This window comes from Bacillus sp. FSL W7-1034, assembly GCF_038593365.1.
Lineage (GTDB): Bacteria > Bacillota > Bacilli > Bacillales > Bacillaceae > Bacillus > Bacillus altitudinis.
Window position 1 is genome coordinate 1725463 of the sequence record NZ_CP151989.1, and the last position, 20790, is coordinate 1746252.

General features: G+C 39.9%; 23 protein-coding genes. 16 read left to right on the forward strand and 7 right to left on the reverse strand.

What is annotated here, in order from left to right:
• Nucleotides 1–368 precede the first annotated feature (368 nt).
• From cotE to NST73_RS08790, 4 genes are all read left to right on the forward strand, one after another.
• Complete coding sequence (cotE, locus tag NST73_RS08775; protein WP_007499466.1) at nucleotides 369–914, forward strand: outer spore coat protein CotE; 546 nt, start codon at nucleotides 369–371, stop codon at nucleotides 912–914.
• A gap of 124 nt (nucleotides 915–1038) precedes the next feature.
• Entirely contained in the window at nucleotides 1039–3615 is a 2577-nt protein-coding gene (gene mutS / locus NST73_RS08780; RefSeq protein WP_342468026.1) for a DNA mismatch repair protein MutS, read from the forward strand.
• Nucleotides 3616–3637: 22 nt separating this feature from the next.
• The gene (mutL, locus tag NST73_RS08785) at nucleotides 3638–5539 is read left to right on the forward strand and encodes a DNA mismatch repair endonuclease MutL (RefSeq protein ID WP_268382660.1); all 1902 of its coding nucleotides are present in this window, start codon (nucleotides 3638–3640) and stop codon (nucleotides 5537–5539) included.
• 201 nt (nucleotides 5540–5740) lie between these two features.
• Nucleotides 5741–5914, forward strand: coding sequence for a hypothetical protein (locus tag NST73_RS08790; RefSeq protein ID WP_155720697.1), 174 nt, complete (start codon nucleotides 5741–5743; stop codon nucleotides 5912–5914).
• A 145-nt stretch (nucleotides 5915–6059) separates the two neighbouring features.
• Here NST73_RS08790 and bslA read toward each other — a convergent pair whose 3' ends face one another.
• Together bslA and NST73_RS08800 are read right to left on the reverse strand one after the other, a co-directional pair.
• Nucleotides 6060–6596, reverse strand: coding sequence for a biofilm surface layer hydrophobin BslA (gene bslA / locus NST73_RS08795; protein ID WP_024720390.1), 537 nt, complete (start codon nucleotides 6594–6596; stop codon nucleotides 6060–6062).
• A gap of 125 nt (nucleotides 6597–6721) precedes the next feature.
• Nucleotides 6722–7123 (reverse strand): hypothetical protein, encoded by a 402-nt coding sequence (locus NST73_RS08800; RefSeq protein WP_178896752.1) that lies wholly within the window; start codon nucleotides 7121–7123, stop codon nucleotides 6722–6724.
• Between the two features lie 590 nt (nucleotides 7124–7713).
• On the opposite strand from NST73_RS08800, the gene NST73_RS08805 reads away from it, so the two are divergent.
• From NST73_RS08805 to NST73_RS08815, 3 genes are all read left to right on the forward strand, one after another.
• Nucleotides 7714–8187 (forward strand): CarD family transcriptional regulator, encoded by a 474-nt coding sequence (locus NST73_RS08805; protein ID WP_007499456.1) that lies wholly within the window; start codon nucleotides 7714–7716, stop codon nucleotides 8185–8187.
• A gap of 314 nt (nucleotides 8188–8501) precedes the next feature.
• The gene (locus tag NST73_RS08810; RefSeq protein ID WP_056704764.1) at nucleotides 8502–9251 is read left to right on the forward strand and encodes a poly-gamma-glutamate hydrolase family protein; all 750 of its coding nucleotides are present in this window, start codon (nucleotides 8502–8504) and stop codon (nucleotides 9249–9251) included.
• A gap of 165 nt (nucleotides 9252–9416) precedes the next feature.
• On the forward strand, nucleotides 9417–10565 hold the full coding sequence (locus NST73_RS08815) for a Rap family tetratricopeptide repeat protein (protein ID WP_056704766.1): 1149 nt from the start codon (nucleotides 9417–9419) through the stop codon (nucleotides 10563–10565).
• Between the two features lie 89 nt (nucleotides 10566–10654).
• Here NST73_RS08815 and NST73_RS08820 read toward each other — a convergent pair whose 3' ends face one another.
• Nucleotides 10655–11980, reverse strand: a complete 1326-nt coding sequence (locus NST73_RS08820) for a S8 family peptidase (RefSeq protein ID WP_342499522.1) — start codon at nucleotides 11978–11980, stop codon at nucleotides 10655–10657.
• Between the two features lie 584 nt (nucleotides 11981–12564).
• Between NST73_RS08820 and NST73_RS08825 the strand changes: the two genes are divergently transcribed.
• Nucleotides 12565–13299, forward strand: coding sequence for a poly-gamma-glutamate hydrolase family protein (locus NST73_RS08825; protein WP_041507253.1), 735 nt, complete (start codon nucleotides 12565–12567; stop codon nucleotides 13297–13299).
• Nucleotides 13300–13375: 76 nt separating this feature from the next.
• Nucleotides 13376–13825 (forward strand): OsmC family protein, encoded by a 450-nt coding sequence (locus NST73_RS08830; RefSeq protein ID WP_047945891.1) that lies wholly within the window; start codon nucleotides 13376–13378, stop codon nucleotides 13823–13825.
• Between the two features lie 46 nt (nucleotides 13826–13871).
• Here NST73_RS08830 and NST73_RS08835 read toward each other — a convergent pair whose 3' ends face one another.
• The 4 genes from NST73_RS08835 to NST73_RS08850 form a co-directional block, all read right to left on the reverse strand.
• A complete protein-coding gene (locus tag NST73_RS08835) occupies nucleotides 13872–14240 on the reverse strand; it encodes a multidrug efflux SMR transporter (protein WP_047945890.1) in 369 nt (122 codons plus the stop codon).
• 15 nt (nucleotides 14241–14255) lie between these two features.
• Entirely contained in the window at nucleotides 14256–14573 is a 318-nt protein-coding gene (locus tag NST73_RS08840; protein ID WP_268363049.1) for a multidrug efflux SMR transporter, read from the reverse strand.
• Nucleotides 14574–14575: 2 nt separating this feature from the next.
• Entirely contained in the window at nucleotides 14576–15118 is a 543-nt protein-coding gene (locus tag NST73_RS08845) for a TetR/AcrR family transcriptional regulator (RefSeq protein ID WP_041507251.1), read from the reverse strand.
• 113 nt (nucleotides 15119–15231) lie between these two features.
• A complete protein-coding gene (locus NST73_RS08850) occupies nucleotides 15232–15495 on the reverse strand; it encodes a hypothetical protein (protein WP_017359036.1) in 264 nt (87 codons plus the stop codon).
• 104 nt (nucleotides 15496–15599) lie between these two features.
• Between NST73_RS08850 and NST73_RS08855 the strand changes: the two genes are divergently transcribed.
• From NST73_RS08855 to nrdE, 7 genes are all read left to right on the forward strand, one after another.
• On the forward strand, nucleotides 15600–16001 hold the full coding sequence (locus NST73_RS08855; protein ID WP_007499437.1) for a YmaF family protein: 402 nt from the start codon (nucleotides 15600–15602) through the stop codon (nucleotides 15999–16001).
• 68 nt (nucleotides 16002–16069) lie between these two features.
• Nucleotides 16070–17020: a tRNA (adenosine(37)-N6)-dimethylallyltransferase MiaA gene (miaA, locus tag NST73_RS08860; protein ID WP_342495453.1), complete on the forward strand. Its 951-nt coding sequence runs from the start codon at nucleotides 16070–16072 to the stop codon at nucleotides 17018–17020.
• A 25-nt stretch (nucleotides 17021–17045) separates the two neighbouring features.
• Nucleotides 17046–17267 (forward strand): RNA chaperone Hfq, encoded by a 222-nt coding sequence (gene hfq / locus NST73_RS08865; RefSeq protein WP_003211269.1) that lies wholly within the window; start codon nucleotides 17046–17048, stop codon nucleotides 17265–17267.
• A gap of 161 nt (nucleotides 17268–17428) precedes the next feature.
• A complete protein-coding gene (locus NST73_RS08870) occupies nucleotides 17429–17761 on the forward strand; it encodes a YmzC family protein (protein ID WP_035391989.1) in 333 nt (110 codons plus the stop codon).
• Between the two features lie 79 nt (nucleotides 17762–17840).
• On the forward strand, nucleotides 17841–18053 hold the full coding sequence (locus tag NST73_RS08875; RefSeq protein ID WP_045035119.1) for a hypothetical protein: 213 nt from the start codon (nucleotides 17841–17843) through the stop codon (nucleotides 18051–18053).
• Nucleotides 18054–18318: 265 nt separating this feature from the next.
• Nucleotides 18319–18711 carry a class Ib ribonucleoside-diphosphate reductase assembly flavoprotein NrdI gene (nrdI, locus tag NST73_RS08880; protein WP_017359034.1) on the forward strand — a complete coding sequence of 131 codons (393 nt, stop codon included), beginning with the start codon at nucleotides 18319–18321 and terminating at the stop codon, nucleotides 18709–18711.
• A complete protein-coding gene (nrdE, locus tag NST73_RS08885) occupies nucleotides 18671–20773 on the forward strand; it encodes a class 1b ribonucleoside-diphosphate reductase subunit alpha (RefSeq protein ID WP_017359033.1) in 2103 nt (700 codons plus the stop codon). The genes nrdI and nrdE overlap by 41 nt, the downstream gene beginning before the upstream one ends.
• Nucleotides 20774–20790: the final 17 nt, after the last annotated feature.

Consider the following 20790-nt stretch of genomic DNA (forward strand, 5'->3'; position numbering starts at 1 on the left):
GCCACAGCCCCTATTTTATTTTATATGGTTAGTTTATTTCTTTATGAAATACCTAATACGAGTTAAAAGAAGTAAAAATTTTTTGATATTCATTTTAATCTTTAATTCTAAACGAAAATTTATATTAATTTTTATATATAGCCACTCCTAAAGGGACTGTGACTTCATTATTAAATCACATCTTTCAGCTTCCATCAACCTCAATCTCTCACTCTCCAACTTTTCCAATTTTCAAGGCAAGTTTATGGGCGACCATGCATACACTGAAACAGAAATGAATTTAATTGAACATGAGACTCAAAATCGTGACACACTAGACGAATGCCCAGCATAAGATAAAACGATCAAGAACAAGGAGGCATGCCGGAATGTCTGAATACAGAGAAATTATTACAAAAGCGGTGGTTGCAAAAGGGAGGAAATTTACCCAAAGCACACACACCATTTCTCCATCGCAAAAACCAACCAGCATCCTAGGCGGTTGGATCATTAATCATAAGTATGATGCTGAAAAGGTCGGTAAAACAGTTGAGATTGAAGGTACATTTGATATTAACGTGTGGTATTCTTACGCAGACAACACGAAAACCGAAGTGGTCACAGAACGTGTAAAATATGTAGATATCATCAAACTGAGATATAAAGATAAAAACTTCCTTGATGATGAGCACGAAGTGATTGCGAAAGTCTTACAGCAGCCCAATTGCTTAGAAGTCACCATTTCTCCAAATGGCAATAAAATTGTCGTTCAAGCAGAGCGTGAATTCATTGCTGAAGTAGTAGGGGAAACCAAAATTGTTGTAGAAGTCAATTCAAGCTGGAAAGAAAAAGATGATCACGAATGGGAAGAAGAAGTGGATGAGGAATTAGAAGATATTCATCCAGAATTCCTCGCGGGTGATCCAGAAGAGTAATTGATGACTAGGGCGCATATCCCCCTAGTTTTTTTGTGCCTTGATCTAGGGAAAAAAGGTGAATTTTTATGCTATAATGAAAGATGGTATGAATTCGAAAGTAATATAGTGAGGGATTAGAAATATGGCAAGTTATACGCCCATGATACAGCAATATTTAAAGATCAAGGCAGATTACCAAGATGCCTTTTTATTTTTTCGCTTAGGCGATTTTTATGAAATGTTTTTTGATGATGCAAAAGAAGCAGCACAAGAATTAGAAATTACGTTAACAAGCAGGGATGGCGGCACGATTCCAATGTGTGGAGTTCCATATCATTCTGCGTCTGCATACATAGAACAACTGATAGAAAAAGGCTATAAAGTCGCCATTTGTGAGCAGGTGGAAGACCCTAAAACAGCAAAAGGTGTGGTCAAAAGAGAGGTCGTTCAACTGATTACACCAGGTACGGTCATGGATGGCAAAGGACTGAATGAAAACGAAAATAACTTTATCGCGTCTGTTTCCAGCTTTCAAAATGGCTACGGTCTTGCGCTTTCCGATTTATCAACAGGTGAAAACATGGCGGCTTTCATTGAACGGTTAGATGAAGTTGTGTCTGAAATTTATTCTGTCGGTGCAAAAGAGATTGTGGTATCAAAGCAGCTCGATGAAGAAACGGTGAAAACCCTGAAGGAACGCTGCCAAGCGACCATCTCATACGAAGATAGCGATGAATTAATAGATGAAGCTGAACGACTCGTTTCTCATCTTGACGAGCATCTGAAAATAGCATTTTTAACACTCTATGCATACTTAAGAAGAACGCAAAAAAGGAGTCTTGATCATCTTCAGCAAGTTCAAGTATTTGAGCTTGAACAAACGATGAAAATTGATCTTTACTCAAAAAGAAACCTTGAATTAACAGAAACCATCCGTTCAAAAAGCAAGAAGGGTTCTTTATTATGGCTCTTAGATGAAACAAAAACGGCAATGGGCGGAAGATTGCTGAAGCAATGGATCGATCGTCCGCTCATCCGCCTTTCACAAATCAAAGAACGCCAGGAAATGGTGCAAATTCTGATGGAACATTTCTTTGAGCGAGAGGATCTGCGAGAACGTTTAAAGCAAGTGTATGATCTTGAACGTCTAGCAGGCCGTGTGGCATTTGGAAATGTGAATGCCCGTGATCTTATTCAATTGAAAGAATCTCTCAAGCAAGTGCCGGCTATTAAAGAGCTTGTCCATTCTCTCCCGGAGGATATGGCGAAATCTAGAGCAAATGACATTGACCCATGCGGTGATTTACTTGATTTATTAGAAGATGCTCTTTATGAGAATCCGCCGATGACGTTAAAAGAAGGCAATTTGATTAAAGACGGCTACAATGCAAAATTAGATGAATATCGTGATGCGAGCCGAAACGGGAAAGACTGGATCGCTCGTCTTGAACAGCAAGAAAGAGAATATACAGGCATTCGATCGTTGAAAGTCGGCTTTAATAAAGTGTTTGGCTACTATATCGAAGTGACCCGTGCAAATACGCATTTATTAGAAGAAGGCCGTTATGAAAGAAAACAAACCCTTGCCAATGCAGAGCGGTATATTACACCTGAATTGAAAGAAAAAGAAGCCCTTATTCTTGAGGCGGAATCAAATATTAGTGAATTGGAATATGAACTATTTTCTGCGCTTCGGGAACAAGTAAAAGCCTATATTCCTAGATTACAGTTGCTCGCAAAACAAATGAGTGAGCTTGATGCGCTGCAATGCTTTGCGACTGTGAGTGAAAAGCGGCGTTATGTCCGCCCTGAATTTTCATCAGATGAAGTGGAAGTCATTGATGGTCGTCATCCTGTTGTTGAAAAAGTGATGGATCATCAAGAGTATGTGCCGAATGACTGCCAAATGGGCAAAGGGAGACAAACCTTGCTCATTACTGGTCCGAATATGTCAGGGAAAAGCACATATATGAGACAAATGGCATTGATCTCGATTCTTGCGCAAATTGGCTGTTTTGTGCCAGCATCAAAGGCAACCCTTCCGATTTTTGATCAAATCTTTACACGTATTGGGGCGGCAGATGATTTGATTTCTGGTCAAAGTACTTTTATGGTAGAGATGCTCGAAGCAAAAAATGCGATGGTGCATGCGACAAAGAACAGCTTGATTTTATTTGATGAAATTGGACGCGGGACAAGCACTTATGATGGAATGGCTCTTGCACAGGCAATCATTGAATTTGTGCATGATCATATTGGAGCCAAAACGCTTTTCTCTACCCATTATCATGAACTGACGGTACTGGAATCCCAATTAAGCGAACTGAAAAATGTCCACGTACGAGCAGAAGAACATGAAGGGACAGTTGTTTTCTTACATCAAATCAAAGAAGGAGCAGCGGATAAAAGCTACGGCATCCATGTAGCGCAGCTTGCTGAACTGCCTGATGCGATCATTGATCGAGCCCAGACCATCTTAACGGAGCTTGAGAGCGGATCACATGAAGTGATTCCGCGCGTCTCTAAAGCCCCGAAAAAAGAAGTGGCTGAGGAAAAACAGCAGCTATCTTTCTTTGAAGTGGAAGAAAAACCGCAAACAAAACCTGTGCTGAAAAACAAAGATCAAGCAGTGATCGAAGAATTAAAGTCATTTAATTTAATGGATATGACACCGCTTGAAGCGATGACAAAGCTATATGAATTGCAAAAGAAATTATAATGTAAGGTGAGGTGAGCAAGAAATGGCAAAGATTATTCAGTTATCCGATGACCTATCAAATAAAATTGCAGCAGGTGAAGTGGTCGAACGCCCGGCTTCTGTTGTGAAGGAGCTCGTGGAAAATGCGATCGATGCTAGTAGTACTGTCATTGAAATCGATGTAGAAGAAGCAGGACTTTCTTCTATTAGAATTATTGATAATGGGATGGGAATCGATGCTGAAGATTGTAAGCTCGCCTTTCAGCGTCATGCGACGAGTAAAATCAAAGATGAAAATGATCTGTTTCGTGTCAGGACGCTCGGTTTCAGGGGGGAGGCGCTGCCAAGTATTGCCTCCGTCTCTCACTTAGAAATGAAGACAAGTACCGGTGAAGGTGCTGGAACACACTTAGCTCTCCAAGGCGGGAAGATCATTTCGGAGAAAAAAACCTCTGGCCGTCGCGGCACCGAAATTGTGGTCACCAATTTATTTTATAATACGCCAGCCCGTCTAAAATACATGAAAACTGTTCATACGGAGCTTGGCAACATTTCTGATGTTGTGAACCGAATTGCACTTGCTCATCCAGAAGTGTCGATTCGTTTGCGACATCAAGGAAAAGTGCTGCTTCAAACAAATGGAAACGGAGATGTGCGGCATGTGCTTGCGGCCATTTATGGAACGGCAGTGGCCAAAAAAATGCTGCCACTACATGTACAATCACTTGATTTTGAAGTGAAAGGCTATATTTCCTTACCAGAAGTGACAAGGGCATCACGTAATTATATGTCTTCTGTTGTCAACGGTAGATACGTCAAGCATTTCCCACTGGTGAAAGCCATTCATGAAGGATACCATACACTGCTCCCGATCGGACGCCATCCGATTACATTTATTGAGATGAAGATGGACCCAATTTTAGTCGATGTGAACGTACATCCTTCTAAACTTGAAGTAAGACTAAGTAAAGAGCAGGAACTTCATGAATTGATCAAACAAGGGATTAAGGACGTCTTTCAAAAGCAGCAGCTCATTCCAAGTGCTACAGTGCCAAAAAAAGCACCAATGCCAGCAGTGAAAAATGAGCAGCAGTCCTTATCTTTTGATTCTAAACAAACAATGAATAGCCGAATGGAAACACCTGTTTCCTATGAGCCGGACTCGCTCGAATCGGCTGTATACGAGACCAGTCAGAACGACACATACGGGGTGCGTGAACCGGAAAGTACGGAAGCGACTTTACCAGCATCGTCTGAAGAAACGTTTGATCATGTATATGTAGAGGAATCTGCAGCTTCGCATGAACAACATGACGAAGTGATACTGGAAGACAGTGCAGCCCAGCATCAGGCTGAAAGTGAACGTGTCCCTGTGATGTATCCGATTGGACAAATGCACGGAACGTATATTTTGGCTCAAAATGAACGCGGTCTTTATATCATCGATCAGCACGCTGCCCAAGAGCGAATCAAGTATGAGTACTTTCGTGAAAAGGTAGGAGACATTGAACAGGAAGTGCAAGAAATGCTTGTTCCATTAACTTTTCACTACTCAAAAAACGATATGTTGATTATTGAAGAGCATATCGATATTTTAGCAAAAGTAGGGGTCTTCTTAGAGCCATTCGGATCAGGCAGCTATATCGTTCGATCGCATCCGCAGTGGTTTCCTAAAGGAGAAGAGGCTGAACTCATCGAAGAAATCATTCAGCAAGTACTTGATGAAAAGCGTGTGGATATCAAGAAACTGAGAGAAGAAGCGGCGATTATGATGAGCTGTAAAGGCTCGATTAAAGCAAATCGTCATTTGCGTCACGATGAAATCAAAGCCTTATTAGATGAACTCCGGCAAACACAAGACCCATTTACATGTCCGCATGGCCGGCCGATTATAATTCATCATTCCACATATGAAATGGAGAAGATGTTTAAACGGGTGATGTAGCAGGGTTTTAGCTGGTGGGTGAATCGGTTTGCCCACCAATTAATTTTTCAATCCGATAGTCTGTTTCGTGTTGTTGTGATGTGAAGATAAACATCCGCTGTCATGTTGTAAGGATAACCCCTTTCCTCAAATGGATAGGGGTTTTTGTTATTTGGTTATACGATTAGGTGAAGCGTGATATGATTGTAAAAAGGAGGGAATATGATGACATTTAAAAAAGCGTTCAATATAGGTTACTTTGTTTTGCTTTTATCTTTTGTTGTCGTATATTTTTTGCTTCCAGTCGATCAACTATTTACCGCAATTATGATCCTAACCTTACTATTTGGCGTATATCAATTTGTGATTTTTAAAAAACTAAAAGAGCAAAAATAACAATAAAAAACGCCATATATGGATTTGCCAACTAAATGATGACAGACCATCATGAGATATGGTGTAACAATTATATAAAATGCAGTAAGCACAGCGGCAAGACATGTGATAAATGAGAAAAAGCGCTCTAAGAGCGCTTTTTTGTTTAGCATCCGCAAGGATTTGGCGGTGTGACGACAACTGGTCGTTTATTAATATCAATCGTATCCTCTGCATAAAATGTGGAACCGATGCTGATCGCACGATTTTCTGCACGGAACGTATATGTACCTGCAGCAGGAAGTACTTTATGAGAAAGTTGTAATGTATATTGGGAACTTCCGAATAAATCGAAACGAGCTGGAATGCGGACAGTTTTTCCATTGTTCAAAATGTAACTGTCTTTTAAAGCTTTTCCATTGATAATATCCTTTGTTGTGGCTTGAAAACCTGCTGGTAAAGTAAATTCAACTGCACCAATACTTAGAACAGAATTTGGACGGTAAGTCAGGTCAATGTCAGAAAAAGACCATTCTTGTTTACTTGCTCCTGTGATTTTTGCATAAAGGGCAGCTGGCCTTGCATTCGTTGAAGCTTTGCTTTCCTCTGTTTTAGCCCCTTCAGCTGATGCGGCTAGCGGTACTGAGAGTGCCATGACCAATGTAAGCATCCCCATCATAATCATTGTCCATGTTTTCTTCATTTCTTCCTTCCCCCTTGGTTGATTATAGGTAAATAATAGATGATTACATCCATTATTTACCTATAAGGTTACCATATTCCTATATGTCATTAAATGGTATTTTATACCCTTATTTTGCTTGTTTTTTAGTAATAACGGGGTAGGAATGCATTTGGTTGGTTCATTCCGTAAGCATTTGCTGACATATGATGATTTGCAGGCATCATCATCTGCATATCATGATAGCCATATGGCTGGTAGGGAGCCATACCATAACCGCCGTAGTGACCGAAGTGATGGTGATCGTTCATTTGTACGTTTGAATAGGGTTCATACTGCTTCGTAAAAGGGGAATAGGCTGAATGATGATGCGGATGGTGTCCGCTATAAGCATCTTTTTTACCGGTATGATAATGATTTGGCATATTCATGGGGTCATGCATGTTTGGTGCGATCATATGCTCATGATTGGCTGTATACACATTTTCAAACGTGTGATAGGGATTCCCTTGATGGTAATGGTTGGTTTGGTTATTCATATTATTCATTTTGTATCTCATCCTTTTTTTCAGGTTGCCATATCTTATGAGCTGCACCTGTTTCATGAGCCTATCCATATGAAAGAAAAGAACGACATGCAACAAAAAAACCGGCTTTTCAGCCGGGAAAACAAAAAGCAGGTGCAGCGTCAAACACTAAAATGAGAAGCTATGTCTTTTTCTGCGACGCTTCTTACATCTGCTGCAGACACTTTTAGGAAAATAATGGGGATCGTAGCTTCTTGACGTATCCCAAAAATCGCTCTCAAACCAATCATCTTTTTTATGATAAAACTTCTTTTTTTCACACGGATCAATATGGTGATGATCGTCATGCTTTTTATAGCATTTTGAGTGGGAATGTTTGCTCTTGCATTTGCACATTGTCATCCCTCCTAAATGTGACTCAATGCTAGTATATGCAAGAAAGGTGTACGAGGACTGGATGGTGGCGCTCCTTTTGTAAAAAAAGGCTAATTCTTTAAAAACTCAAATAAAAAGAATTGACTAGTGCTAAATTAACATGATAAAATATAAATTTTTATCCTCTGCTGAAATGTGTTATAATGATATTGTGAATACTTTCGGAGGTGGCGGATTTGTTTCAAATAGGTGATAAAATTGTTTATCCAATGCATGGAGCCGGTGTGATTGAAGGAATGGAAGAAAAAGAGATTTTAGGTAAGACGCAGGAATATTTTCTGATTCAAATGCCGAATATGCAGATGATGGTCCCAAAAGGCAGAATCAATCAACTAGGTATACGTCCGGTAGCTGATCAAGCTACGCTGAAAGTTGTGATGAACAATTTTGCAGAAGAAACAAACGACGACACGCTTACTTGGAAGCAAAGATATGATGAAAATCTAAAAAAGCTAAAAACAGGTTCGATTGAAGATGGCGCAGACGTTGTTAAAGATCTGATGAGACGTAATCAGAAAAAAGCCTTAAATTCTAGTGAAAAGAAGATGCTTGAAGATGCACGGGGCATGTTAGTGAGCGAAATTTCACTGGCACAAGGCATGTCGCAAGATGAAGTGCTGACAGCATTAGAGAATGAATTAAGAGTTTAATGCTGGATATACAGAGACCGGCTGTAAACAGAAGGAGATATTCCTTTTGTTTACAGCTTTTTTATTTGAAAAAAGATGAAAATTCCCAATTTTGTAGGTGTTTTTGACTAAAACTAAAATGAGGTCATAGGATTTAGTTTTTACTTGCACATGAACCGTTTTAAAGAAGCCGAAAATACCTAAGGCAACATAAAAAAACAGGTAAGTTCTCCTGATTCATGAAAAGGAGCCGGACATTCTTTGAATTCTTTTAGCGATTGATAGTAAAATAATGCGATAAGATGACATCGAAGAGAATGAAAAGGAGCGGTGAAATGAAAAGACTACTCATATGTGGATTCATCTTTCTCATCCTGTGTGCTCTTTTAATGGTGAAATGCAGCCATTCTATCCAAGAAAATAAAGAGCAAAAACAACATCATGAAGAAGTAGAAAAGTATAAGAAAGAGCGAAAAAAAGGGGATCAATATGAAAGTTTTAAACAGCTTATACGGCATGAAAGAGACGGCTATGAGATAGAGTTTCATGAAAAAGGGGGAAGTGACTTACTTGTCTTTTCTCCTCATGGCGGCGAAATTGAACCAGGAACAAGTGAAATTGTAGAAGCATTTGAAAAGAAGTACTCTACGTATTTATTTGAAGGGACAAAACAAGACAACAATCGTGACTTGCATATCACTAGTACAAAATTCGATGAACCGATTTTGGTTCAAATGATTAAAACATATCCCTTTTCTATATCTATCCACGGCTATAAAAGTGATAGAAGACATACACTTGTGGGCGGGACAAACGAAAAAATGCAAGAAGCGGTTGTGCGAGAACTAAAAGACCGGGGCTTCTCCGCAGAGCTCGTGCAAAAAGGTGAGCGCCTCTCTGGAACGGATCCAAACAACATTAATAATCAAAATGCAAGTGGAGAAAGTGTCCAGTTAGAAATTAGTACGGCGCAGAGAAAAGCCTTTTTTGACAACTTTGATACGAGAAAAGGAAAGAAAAAAGCATTCAGTCGCTATGTCAGTGGTTTAAAAGAAGTGCTTAGAGAATTCGACCCTTCTTCGTAGAAAAAAGGTTTTGATGGGCAAAAGTACTCTCTTTAAACTTGGTAAAAAAGATAGAAATGTGCAAAATCAACATAAAATATGAAATAAATGACAATTTGCCTTAAAATCATAAATTATGTAAAATAATAGTTATCAGTTTGATATGATAGAATGGGGCTGAAGTGGATGGCACACAAAATACCATCTTCCGAAGTAGGTGTAAAAATCAATCAATGGTACACACATATTTGCAAATTTGAAGTTGATCAGGCAAACGATATGAAGCGCCTTGTTGAAGAAGACATTCATGAGATGGAAGAAGATCAAGATTTATTACTCTATTATTCCCTCATGGATTTTCGCCATCAAATGATGCTTCAGCACTTAACGCCAGTCCATGCAGGGAATGAATCGCTTCAAGCGGTCTCTTTTCCAAAAGAAATTGAAGAGGCAGAAGATGAGATGACGGGTTTATTGGGCTATTACTTTCATTTTTTCCATGGAATGTATGCATTTACCCAGCACCGGTATATCGAAGCCATTTCCTATTATAAGCATGCGGAACATCAGCTGATCTTAGTGACAGATGAGATCGAAAAAGCGGAATTTTATTATAAAATTGCTGAAGTATACTATCATATGAAACAAACCTATTTTTCTATGCATTATGCGAAAAAAGCGAGAGACATCTATAAGAAACATCAGCTTTATGGAAAAAGAAGCATTCAATGCGATTTTGTGATGGCAGGTAATTGGATTGATGTAAATCAGCATCAAAAAGCGCTCCCGTATTTAGAAAAAGCTTTAAAAGTGTGTGAAGCAATGGAAAGAAAAGAATGCACATCTTATTTTAAGGCGATGGCCCTCAATAACTTAGGAACTTGTCATTATAGTATGGGAACCTATCATACAGCGACTGTCTTCTTTGAACAAGCCATTTCACTTTATCAAAAAGATCAAGCTGCAACGATGATCAAATCATTGTTTTCACTGGCTCTTACTTGTTTTAAACTCGAAGATATGGAGCGAGCGAGTGAGGCTATAAAGGAAGGCATGAATCAGGCCTCTATATTGGGAGATGAAATTTATCAATTGAAATTCCAATTTTTACAGGCACTCTATATAGAAACAGACAGCTCTGAACAATTGAGATCAGCCCTTTTGGGACTACGAAACAAAAAAATGTTTGCTGATTTAGAGGAATTGGCACTTGATGCGGCTAATTATTATAAGGAACGCGACATGTACAAGGAATCTTCCACTTTTTTTGAAATTGTGATCGAAGCGCGTACGCACATTCAAAAAGGAGATGAGATGTATGAGAACGAAGCATAACATGTCAGCTGCTCAAGTAGAAGAAAGACTTCACACATAAAAACAGACAAAACAACACCCTTTACGAAAAACGTAAAGGGCTTTTTTATTTATTCTTGGATTGCTTTTTCTGCGTCGACGGCACCTGCTCCGTAAATCATTGGGTCCTCTCCAGACCACTTGCCTGTATTTTCTTTTAATAAGGCTTTGACTTCATCAGGTGTTAAATCTGGTGAATGCTCTAATAATAGTGCGCAGATACCGGCACAAATGGGTGTCGCCATCGAAGTGCCAGATAACGTCGTATAATCATCATCGACTCTACTTGATTTATCTAGTTTATCTAGGAATGATCTTGGTGATCTAAGAGAGACGATATTGACTCCTGGTGCGAGGAGGTCGGGCTTTGTTTCACCGTAGACCGTTGGACCTCTGCTCGAAAATGGTGCCACGACATCGTCACTTGATTCTGGCGTATTTCGATCATCATAGGCTCCGACTGTAATGACTTTTTGACTCACAGCAGGGCTTGCGATCGTTTGACTGTTAGGACCGGAGTTCCCGGCAGCAACGCATACGACAATCCCTTGATCCCAAGCTGCATTGACAGCGCGCACCATCGGATCGTCTTGTTCGTCATCATAACGCTGTGCATCGCCGCCTAGTGACATACTGATGATGTGAATTGGGTCATCAGGATGGTCTTCGTTGAACTGTATGCACCACTCAACACCTTCTATAATAGTAGAAAGTGATCCAGTCCCTTGTTTATTTAACACTTTTACCCCAATGATATTGGCTTTTGGAGCGGGTCCTTTGTATAAGCCGTCTGAGGCAGCTCCGTCTCCAGCCACATCCCCAGCGCAATGCGTTCCATGACCGTTATCATCATAAGGTTTCGTTTTTTGTTTGACTAAATCTACAAAGTCGCGAATTCTTCCATCTAAGTCCTCATGTGGGTATACGCCTGTGTCAACGACCGCAACCGTAATGCCTTCACCGGTTAAGGTTGTGCCATTTCGAACGACTTCATCCGCATGACTTGATTGTGTTGCCACATCCAGCAGTGCATGTACCTGTCTGTCTAAATATATTTTGCGAATATGCTCTTCATTCGCTAAGAGTTCCTCTAAAGCAGCAGGGGTAAGATCAGCAGCGCAGCAGTTAATATGTGAAAAATGTTTTTTGATGTTTGTTTTTCTGCTTTTTTTCATTAGCTGCTTTGTGCTTTGAATACCTGCTTCAACTGCATCTTCTTTAAATTCAATGATGACCCGAAGCTTCTTGCTCTTCTTTAGCCTTCCTTCAAAAAAACGATGAAGAAAACAAGGCGTCCACTTAAAAGGCTTATAGAGGTGAAGGACGGTTTCTCTTAAAGGCTGATCCAATTTACTAGCATGTGTTCTGACCATTTGTACCATGGAAAATCCAAACATGTGATGCCCTCCATTCTAGCTATCCATTCTCGTACACTCTTACGTTATGAACATGACAGCATCTTTGTTCGGATTCTTGTCCCTTCTTTTGTTCATATTGGCGGCTGACTCATTCCCTTTAAAAAGAAAAGCGCTTACATTTTGTAAAATAATAGAAAAAGGTGGAAATCATATCAAAACTGCCGATGATAGGTGGGAGAGTTCTTCTTAGAGAACCAGTAAAACAGAGGATTCTGCAGAAAAAAGGGGGGTTCTAGACAGGGTCAATGCTCATACAAATGTGATTCATTCCAGATGAAAAAAATCAAATTCGCATAAAAAAAAGACGAATTAAAGAAAACAGACTGGGTAGGACTAGGTCATTTTAAACATAACTTCATTTGTTTGTCATACTATTCTAACTCTGTTTTCAATCAGGAGAGGCGTTTCTGTGTATATAAATGCAATTATCTTATTTTTGAGGAATCTCATGATCTAGAGTGTTATGATCAAATTTGAAGAGAAAATGTGGAAAAAATGAAAAGAAATGATGATTCAATATTAATCATAGAAACGGCTTAGAAATCTGTTAAAGGAGAACGGGAATGAAGAAGTTTTTTGCTTTGCTTCTCCTGCTTGTCATCGGATGGGGCGTCTATTATACCATGCAAGCACAGGAACATGATGAGCCAGTGTCATCAGGTGGAGAAGACGAAAGCGGTTCAAATGATATGTATCGCAATTTTAAAGAACTGGAAGAGAATGAATCAACAGATCATTATCAAATTACATCCAATCCAGTGCCCGGCAGCCGTCTTCTAGTGATGTCGCCTCATGGCGGGAGAATCGAAGGCGGCGTTAGTGAGATTGTCCATTTTTTTGATAACGATTTTTCTACGTACTTATTTGAAGGTTTGAGAGAAAATGCATCAGAACTTCATATTACAAGTACAAACTTCGATGAACCAATCGGAGTCGCACAGGCAAAAGCACATGATTATGTATTAGCTGTTCATGGTTATAAAGGGGAGCCGGGAATTGATCACACCCTTGTTGGCGGAACAGACTATAACCGTGCTGAGAAAATTGTGAACTCATTAGAGCGCAACGGTTTTTCTGCTGAACTTGCAGTTGCACACGCAACCCTAAGCGGAACGAGCAATCATAATATTAATAATCTTACAAAAACAGGGCAAAGTGTACAGCTTGAGATTAGTAGAAGTCAACGGGAAGCGTTATTTGACAGTTTCGATTTTCGGCAGCGGTCGAGTACAAAAAACGAGACGTTCTACCGGTATGTCAGGGCGATTCGAACGGTGCTGGATGAAGAATATACGTAAGGATGGTGCACATCTTAAGACAGCAAGATGAATTCTTGTTACACTATAAAAAGTGATAACAAAAGGAGAGACAGATATGGCGCGTCATCATTTTCATCTTCAGGCAAGCTGGCCTGGTCTGCGTAACGATGTGGGGACAATCGAATGTGAACAGTTAAAGACGGAGATTTCCATTCCAAAAGAAATGGATGGACCGGGTATTGGAACAAATCCAGATGAGATGCTCCTAGGTGCAGCGGCCACATGTTATATCATTACACTTGCAGCCATGATGGAGCGGAGTCAATTAGAGAAAGAGGATTTATCGATGAGCTCTGAGGCAGTTGTCGATGTGACAAACGGTGTGTTTACATATGAGAAAATCATTCACCGTCCTGTCATCATTCTCAAAGAGTCGGCTACAGCACAGGACATAGAACGAGCTCGTAAGCTTGCACATAAAGCTGAAAGCTCATGTATGATCTCTAGAGCTGTGCAAGGGAATGTCCATATTTCCTTAGAAGAAACCATCAAAGCTGGTCATTAAGACAAAAAAGTCATTTTCTCTTGATTAATGGAGAAAATGACTTTTTTTATGACGTCCATTCGGTTTGATCGAATGGTTCTGTCTTTTCTTCCTTTTGTTTTTTGGATTGATTTAAGACAATGACGCCGCATATGACAAGTGCAAGACCAATGAATCCTTTCATATGAATGGTTTCGTTAAATAGCACGAGGCCCACAAGAGCAGTAAGTGCTGTACCGACCCCAGACCAAGTGGCATATGCAGATGACAGATCAATTGTTTTGAGTGCCAAACTGAGAAAGGTAAAGGCGCATCCAAATCCGATCATCACCCCCATACTCGGCAGCACCTGTGTAAAACCTTGCGAAAGCTTCAGCATCGTACTGCCAAAAACCTCTGTCAAAATGGCTCCTGTTAAATAAAGCATTCCTTTCATATCACTTCACATCCTTTAAGACATATTTAATAGTACGACCCCTGAAACAAGCATCGCCATTCCAATAAGTGCTTGACGGTTCAAGGTTTCTTTGAAAAAGAGCACGCCAAAAAAAGCCGTGAGGACGGTACCGACCCCAGACCAAGTGGCGTAAGACATGCTAAGTGGAATGATATTAAGGGTCAATGACAACATGTAAAAAGCAAGTGTGTAGCCAGCGACAACGACAGCGCTAGGTTTAAAGCGTGTGAAACCATTTGATAGTTTCAGCATCGCTGCCCCGATTGCTTCTGAAAAAATGGCGATAGTCAAAAAAAGATATCCGAGGATCATCATCATCCCTCCTCTAAAATGTGTAAAATCCGATGAAGTAAAAGGGTTTTTTCCTCTCGATTCAATGGTTCAAGCTGAAACATTTCTGAAAACCATATACCATCACAGGCAAGACGGATCAGCTGGCTAAGTGCAGGGTCATTGATTTCCTCGGTTGCTTTTTCTTTAAATTCCGCATAAAAATGACGCCAAGGATTTAATAATGCTTCATCAAATGACATGGTAGCCAGCATGCTTGTACATAGCTGTGTGGTGTTTTGTCTATCAAGGTCATTTAATGTGGCCAATATATAGGCACGTACATAAGGTGCCTTTTCGTTTTTGTATGTTTCCTGATACGTGTCAAGCTGTTGACGAAAAGAGGCAACCGCATGCTCATTCATTTGCTGGATCAGGTCTTCCTTGCTCGAAAAATGATACAGTAGCCCGGCTTTGGTCATATTTGCATGTTCTGCCACCTGCTGAAGGGTGAGCTGACTCAATCCTTCTTTTAGAATGGTGTGAGCTGCTGCCTCAAAAATTTGTTCTTTTTTCGTTTTAGACATAAAAAAAAACACCTACTTTACTGAACGGTCGGTAAAGTAAATGTTAACCTATGAAAAACAAATGTGTCAATCGATTCATTTTATAAGAGGATGTTTTCACTAAATCGTCATATTTAATAATAAGGGTATGGTCCATATGGCGGGTATGGCGGTGGATAAGGATAACCATAGCCATATCCTGGAGCAAGAAGCGACCCAGCTAAAAGTCCTCCAGCAAAACCACCTAAAAATGGCGGTCCAAAAAATCCAGGTCTCCCATAGCCAAAACCAGGGCGCCCAAACCCAAACCCAGGTCTTCCAAAACCAAATCCAGGGCGTCCAAATCCAAAAGGTCTTCTCATCTCATCTTGAACAAACGGTGCGTCAAAATAATTCATAAAAAAAGACTCCTTTCACATAAAATCACTGTAACTGACATCAGTGTATTCGAGTGGCCCACTTGTGTTTGGGTGAATGCCTAAAATAAGGAGGAATGTAAAAAATGGGCCTGTATCCGTCTGATTGGGCTAAATGTCCACCTCATGCACATGCTTATAAAGCGCGAACGGATGTAACAGAAGAACATTATCATTTAATAGAAGGTATTTCTCAGCCTGTGAATGGAAGCAGTACCGACAGACATACTCATTATTACCGGGGGATCACGTCATTTGAAAGAGGGCATTTTCATAGATATTATGGCGTCACTGGACCTGCTATCCCAAGAGTGGACGGGACGCACTACCATGAAATTGAGGAAGTCACGTTTTCTGCCTATACCGACTCTGTCCCGATTCCATATGGGGGAGTCGTTTACAGTCCAGATGAAGAAAGGCCAACGCATAAGCACCGTTTAAAAGGAAAGACATATGAAGTGGTCGGGAATGAACCACTTGGCTGGTGACGGGAGGATATAGGAGAGAAAGAGAAGTTATGCTATACTGTAGGCAGTTTGTAAAAGAGAGTGATGTTATGAAAAAACAACCAGTGATTGTATTAGTAGGTCCGACGGCTGTCGGAAAAACAAAGCTGAGCATTGATATAGCGAAAGCATTTAATGGAGAAATTATCAGCGGGGATTCCATGCAGATCTATAAAGGGATGGATATTGGCACAGCGAAAATCACCCCTGAAGAAATGAATGGCGTACCGCACCATTTAATCGATATTAAACAACCGGATGAATCGTTTTCTACAGCTGAATTTCAGCAGCTTGTCCGCTTAAAAATCAAAGAGATTGCTGCGAGAGGGAAAACGCCCATGATTGTTGGTGGAACTGGGCTATATATTCAGTCTGTTTTATATGATTACACGTTTACTGATGAGAAAAGTGATCCTGCTTTTAGAGAAGAGATGACGCTGTTTGAACAGCAACATGGACCGATCAAGCTGTATGAAAAGCTAAAAGAAGCCGATCCTATCGCTGCAAAAGCGATTCATCCGAATAACGTCCGCCGCGTGATCAGGGCGCTTGAAATCATCCATACAACAGGTCAGAAAATGTCTGATATGCAAAACGGGCATCAAGAAGTTCCTCTTTATGACACTGCCTTCATTGGGCTGAAAATGGACCGAGAGCTTTTGTACGAGCGCATTCATCAAAGAATTGATATGATGTTAGATGAAGGCTTAATTGAAGAAGTGAGCGCACTTTATCAATCTGGTTTGAAAGATTGTCAGTCTGTTCAAGCGATTGGTTATAAAGAGTTGTATGCCTATTTTCAAGGCGATTGCTCACTTGATGAAGCCATCCAGCAATTAAAACAAAATTCCCGCAGATATGCGAAGCGTCAGTTTACGTGGTTCCGTAATAAAATGGATGTCACCTGGTTTGATATGACACCACCTTGCCACTTTTCGGACAAAAAAGAGGAAATTTTCGCATATATAGCAGGAAAGCTTGGACTTAAAGCGAAACTGTAGTTATCAGAATCAAGGAGGACGAAACATGAAACCGATTAATATTCAGGACCAATTTTTGAATCAGATCCGCAAAGACAATACATTTGTCACAGTATTTTTACTGAATGGCTTTCAGCTTCGCGGTCAAGTAAAGGGATTTGACAATTTCACGGTGCTGCTTGAGACAGAAGGGAAGCAGCAACTTATTTATAAACATGCGATTTCAACATTTGCTCCTCAAAAAAATGTAAATCTTGAATTAGAATAAACACCCGTTTTCACCAATAGCCCCATGCAGCTGCGAATAAACCGGCCGAAACCCGCTACGTTTTTTGTCAGTGCAGAGGGGCTATTTTGTATGCCATGAAACTTTTCTGTCCAAGTTGCGTATAAATCCTTATTGGACATTTAAAAGGTGAGGGGATTTATATGGAAAATGCAGAGCTTGAATTGAGAAGGATTCGAGTGATCCTTCTTTTGATTGGAATCGTTGTCTTATTTGGATCATGCGCCATCTCGAACATCGAAACGAGACAAGAAAGTTGGCATAACCATTCTAGTGAGCATGATGGGAGCCATGTTGATGGTCTTTTACCATCATCTGTTGCGCTAAAAAATAATCACATTGCTGTTGTGAAAGATGATGAAGTACATGTATACCGGTTTGATGAAAAAGAAGGAGAGCTGACGCTCATTACGACAAAGTACATAGATGAATGGGATGAAGATGATGGTGATAGTGAAGACTTTGATGAAGAGTAAGCACGTAAATTTACAAATGAATGTGAAGTCGCTACACTATAAACATGCATTAGACATCTAGACAGAAAAGGATGAGTTCATGACACACAAAATTAAAATTAATCATTGGGAACAAACTTGTGAAGATGACTCCTGTTTCGAATATGGAACAAGCGTTTCTGTAAACGGGAAAGAGTTAGTAAGAGAAGCCTCGATCGTCTCTGCGCTTGAAGCGGTGCTCAAAGAATTAGGTGTTGCAGTGGAAATAACAGAAGTGTCAGAAGATTTACAGTGCGATGCCTACAAAAAATAAAACAAAAAGTCTAGTCTACTAAGCGATTTTTTTTCGTGTTATGATAGATTTCGGTTTCAGTTGAATAGGGAGTAGGGCAGTCTATTTTTAGAACCTGCTCTGCTCTATTTATTTGAACGTACGAGTTCGGCTATGAATGTTCGGCCGGGTTGGTTGATTTTTTTCGTTTCGAGTATCTATATATTGTGTTTTGAAAAAACATAGTATACTATATATAGTGAATAACGAAATGATCAACAATACTAAAAACTAGGTCGTGATGGAATTGATTCAAATCGTATTTGATTCAAAAACAGGAAATGTTCAACGCTTTTTGGACAAGACCCCTTTTACAGACAAACGAAAATTGACTGGAGAAGAGTTTTTGGATACGCCGTTTATTCTCGTCACCTTTACGACAGGATTTGGACAAGTCCCTGGTACCACTCAGTCATTTTTAGAGAAAAATGCGCACCTTTTACTAGGTGTAGCGGTGAGTGGGAACAAAGTGTGGGGAGATAACTTTGCCAAAAGCGCCGATACGATTTCTAAACAATATCAAGTTCCTATTTTGCACACCTTTGAACTAAGCGGAACAAAAAGGGATGTTGAATTGTTTACACAGGAGGTAGAAAGAATTGTCACAAAATCAGGTTCCAAAGTGGATACAATTAAATAACGAGATTATGATTCAAAAAGAAGGAAAGTTTCAGTTCGACAAGGACAAAGAAGCTGTACATAGTTATTTCGTAGATTATATTAATCAAAACACGGTCTTCTTTCATAATCTAGAAGAGAAGATTGATTACTTAATAGAAAACGACTACTATGAGGAAGAATTTTTAAGACAATACAGCATGTCAGATATTAAAGAAGTATTTGAAGCTGCATATGCCAAGAAATTTAGATTCCCATCATTTATGAGTGCGTTTAAGTTTTACAATGACTATGCACTGAAAACAAATGACAAAAAGAAAATCCTTGAACGCTATGAAGACCGCATTTCAGTTGTGGCTCTTTTCTTTGCGGGCGGAGACAAAAAGAAAGCACTCGAGTTTGTGGAACTGATGATCAACCAAGAGTATCAGCCAAGTACACCAACATTCTTAAACGCAGGCCGTAAAAGACGTGGTGAGCTGGTGAGCTGCTTCTTGCTTGAAGTGAATGACTCATTAAACGATATCTCAAGAGCCATTGATATTTCCATGCAGCTGTCTAAATTAGGCGGCGGCGTCAGCTTGAACCTTTCAAAGCTTCGTGCGAAAGGTGAAGCAATCAAAGATGTTGAAAATGCGACCAAAGGTGTCGTAGGCGTCATGAAACTTCTTGATAATGCATTCCGATATGCAGATCAAATGGGACAAAGACAAGGTTCAGGCAGTGCCTACCTGAATATTTTCCACAGAGATATTAATGATTTCTTAGATACGAAAAAAATCTCTGCGGATGAAGATGTTCGTGTAAAAACACTTTCGATCGGTGTCGTCATCCCAGATAAATTTATCGAGCTTGCTAGAGAAGATAAAACAGCTTACACATTCTATCCTCATACAGTTTATAAAGCTTATGGACAGCATCTTGATGAGATGGATATGGAAGAAATGTATGACGAGCTTGTAGAAAACCCGAAAGTCAAAAAAGAAAAAGTCAATCCGAGAAAACTTCTTGAAAAATTAGCTGTTCTGCGCTCAGAATCAGGCTATCCATATATCATGTTCCAAGATAATGTGAATAGAGAGCACGCTCTGAACCATATTTCACGCGTGAAATTCTCAAACCTTTGCTCAGAAGTACTTCAAGCTTCAGAAGTCTCTTCTTACACGGACTATGATCAAGATGATGAGATCGGACTTGATATTTCTTGTAACCTTGGTTCTTTAAATATCATGAACGTGATGAAAAACAAATCCATTGAAAAAACAGTCAAGCTTGCAACGGACTCACTCACACTTGTGTCTGAAACAACAGATATCCGCAATGCACCAGCTGTTAGAAAAGCGAACAAAGCGATGAAGTCAATTGGACTTGGTGCGATGAACCTTCACGGGTATTTAGCTCAAAACCAAATCGCTTATGAAAGTGAAGAAGCAAGAGATTTCGCTAATACGTTCTTTATGATGGTGAACTATTACTCCATTAAGCGTTCAAGTGAGCTTGCAAAAGAAAAAGGGGAAACATTCCACCGTTATGAGGGCTCTGGTTATGCAACAGGTGAGTACTTCAATAAATACGTAGAAAATGATTTCACTCCAAAAACAGAAAAAGCTGCTGCGCTATTTGAAGGGATGCACATTCCAACAAAAGAAGACTGGGCAGCACTCAAAGATTTTGTAGCGGAAAATGGCATGTATCATAGCTATCGATTATGTATTGCGCCAACAGGTTCTATTTCGTATGTTCAATCGGCAACAGCGTCTGTGATGCCAATTATGGAACGTATCGAAGAAAGAACATACGGAAACAGCAAAACGTATTATCCAATGCCAGGACTTTCAGCACAAAACTGGTTCTTCTATAAAGAAGCATACGATATGGACATGTTTAAAGTGGTCGATATGATCGCAACCATTCAGCAGCACGTCGATCAAGGAATCAGCTTTACATTATTCCTAAAAGATACGATGACAACGCGTGACTTAAACCGCATCGATCTTTATGCACACCATAAAGGCATTAAGACACTTTATTATGCAAGAACGAAGGATACAGGGCAGGAAGGCTGTCTTTCTTGTGTTGTTTGATTAAAGGAGAGTTTAAC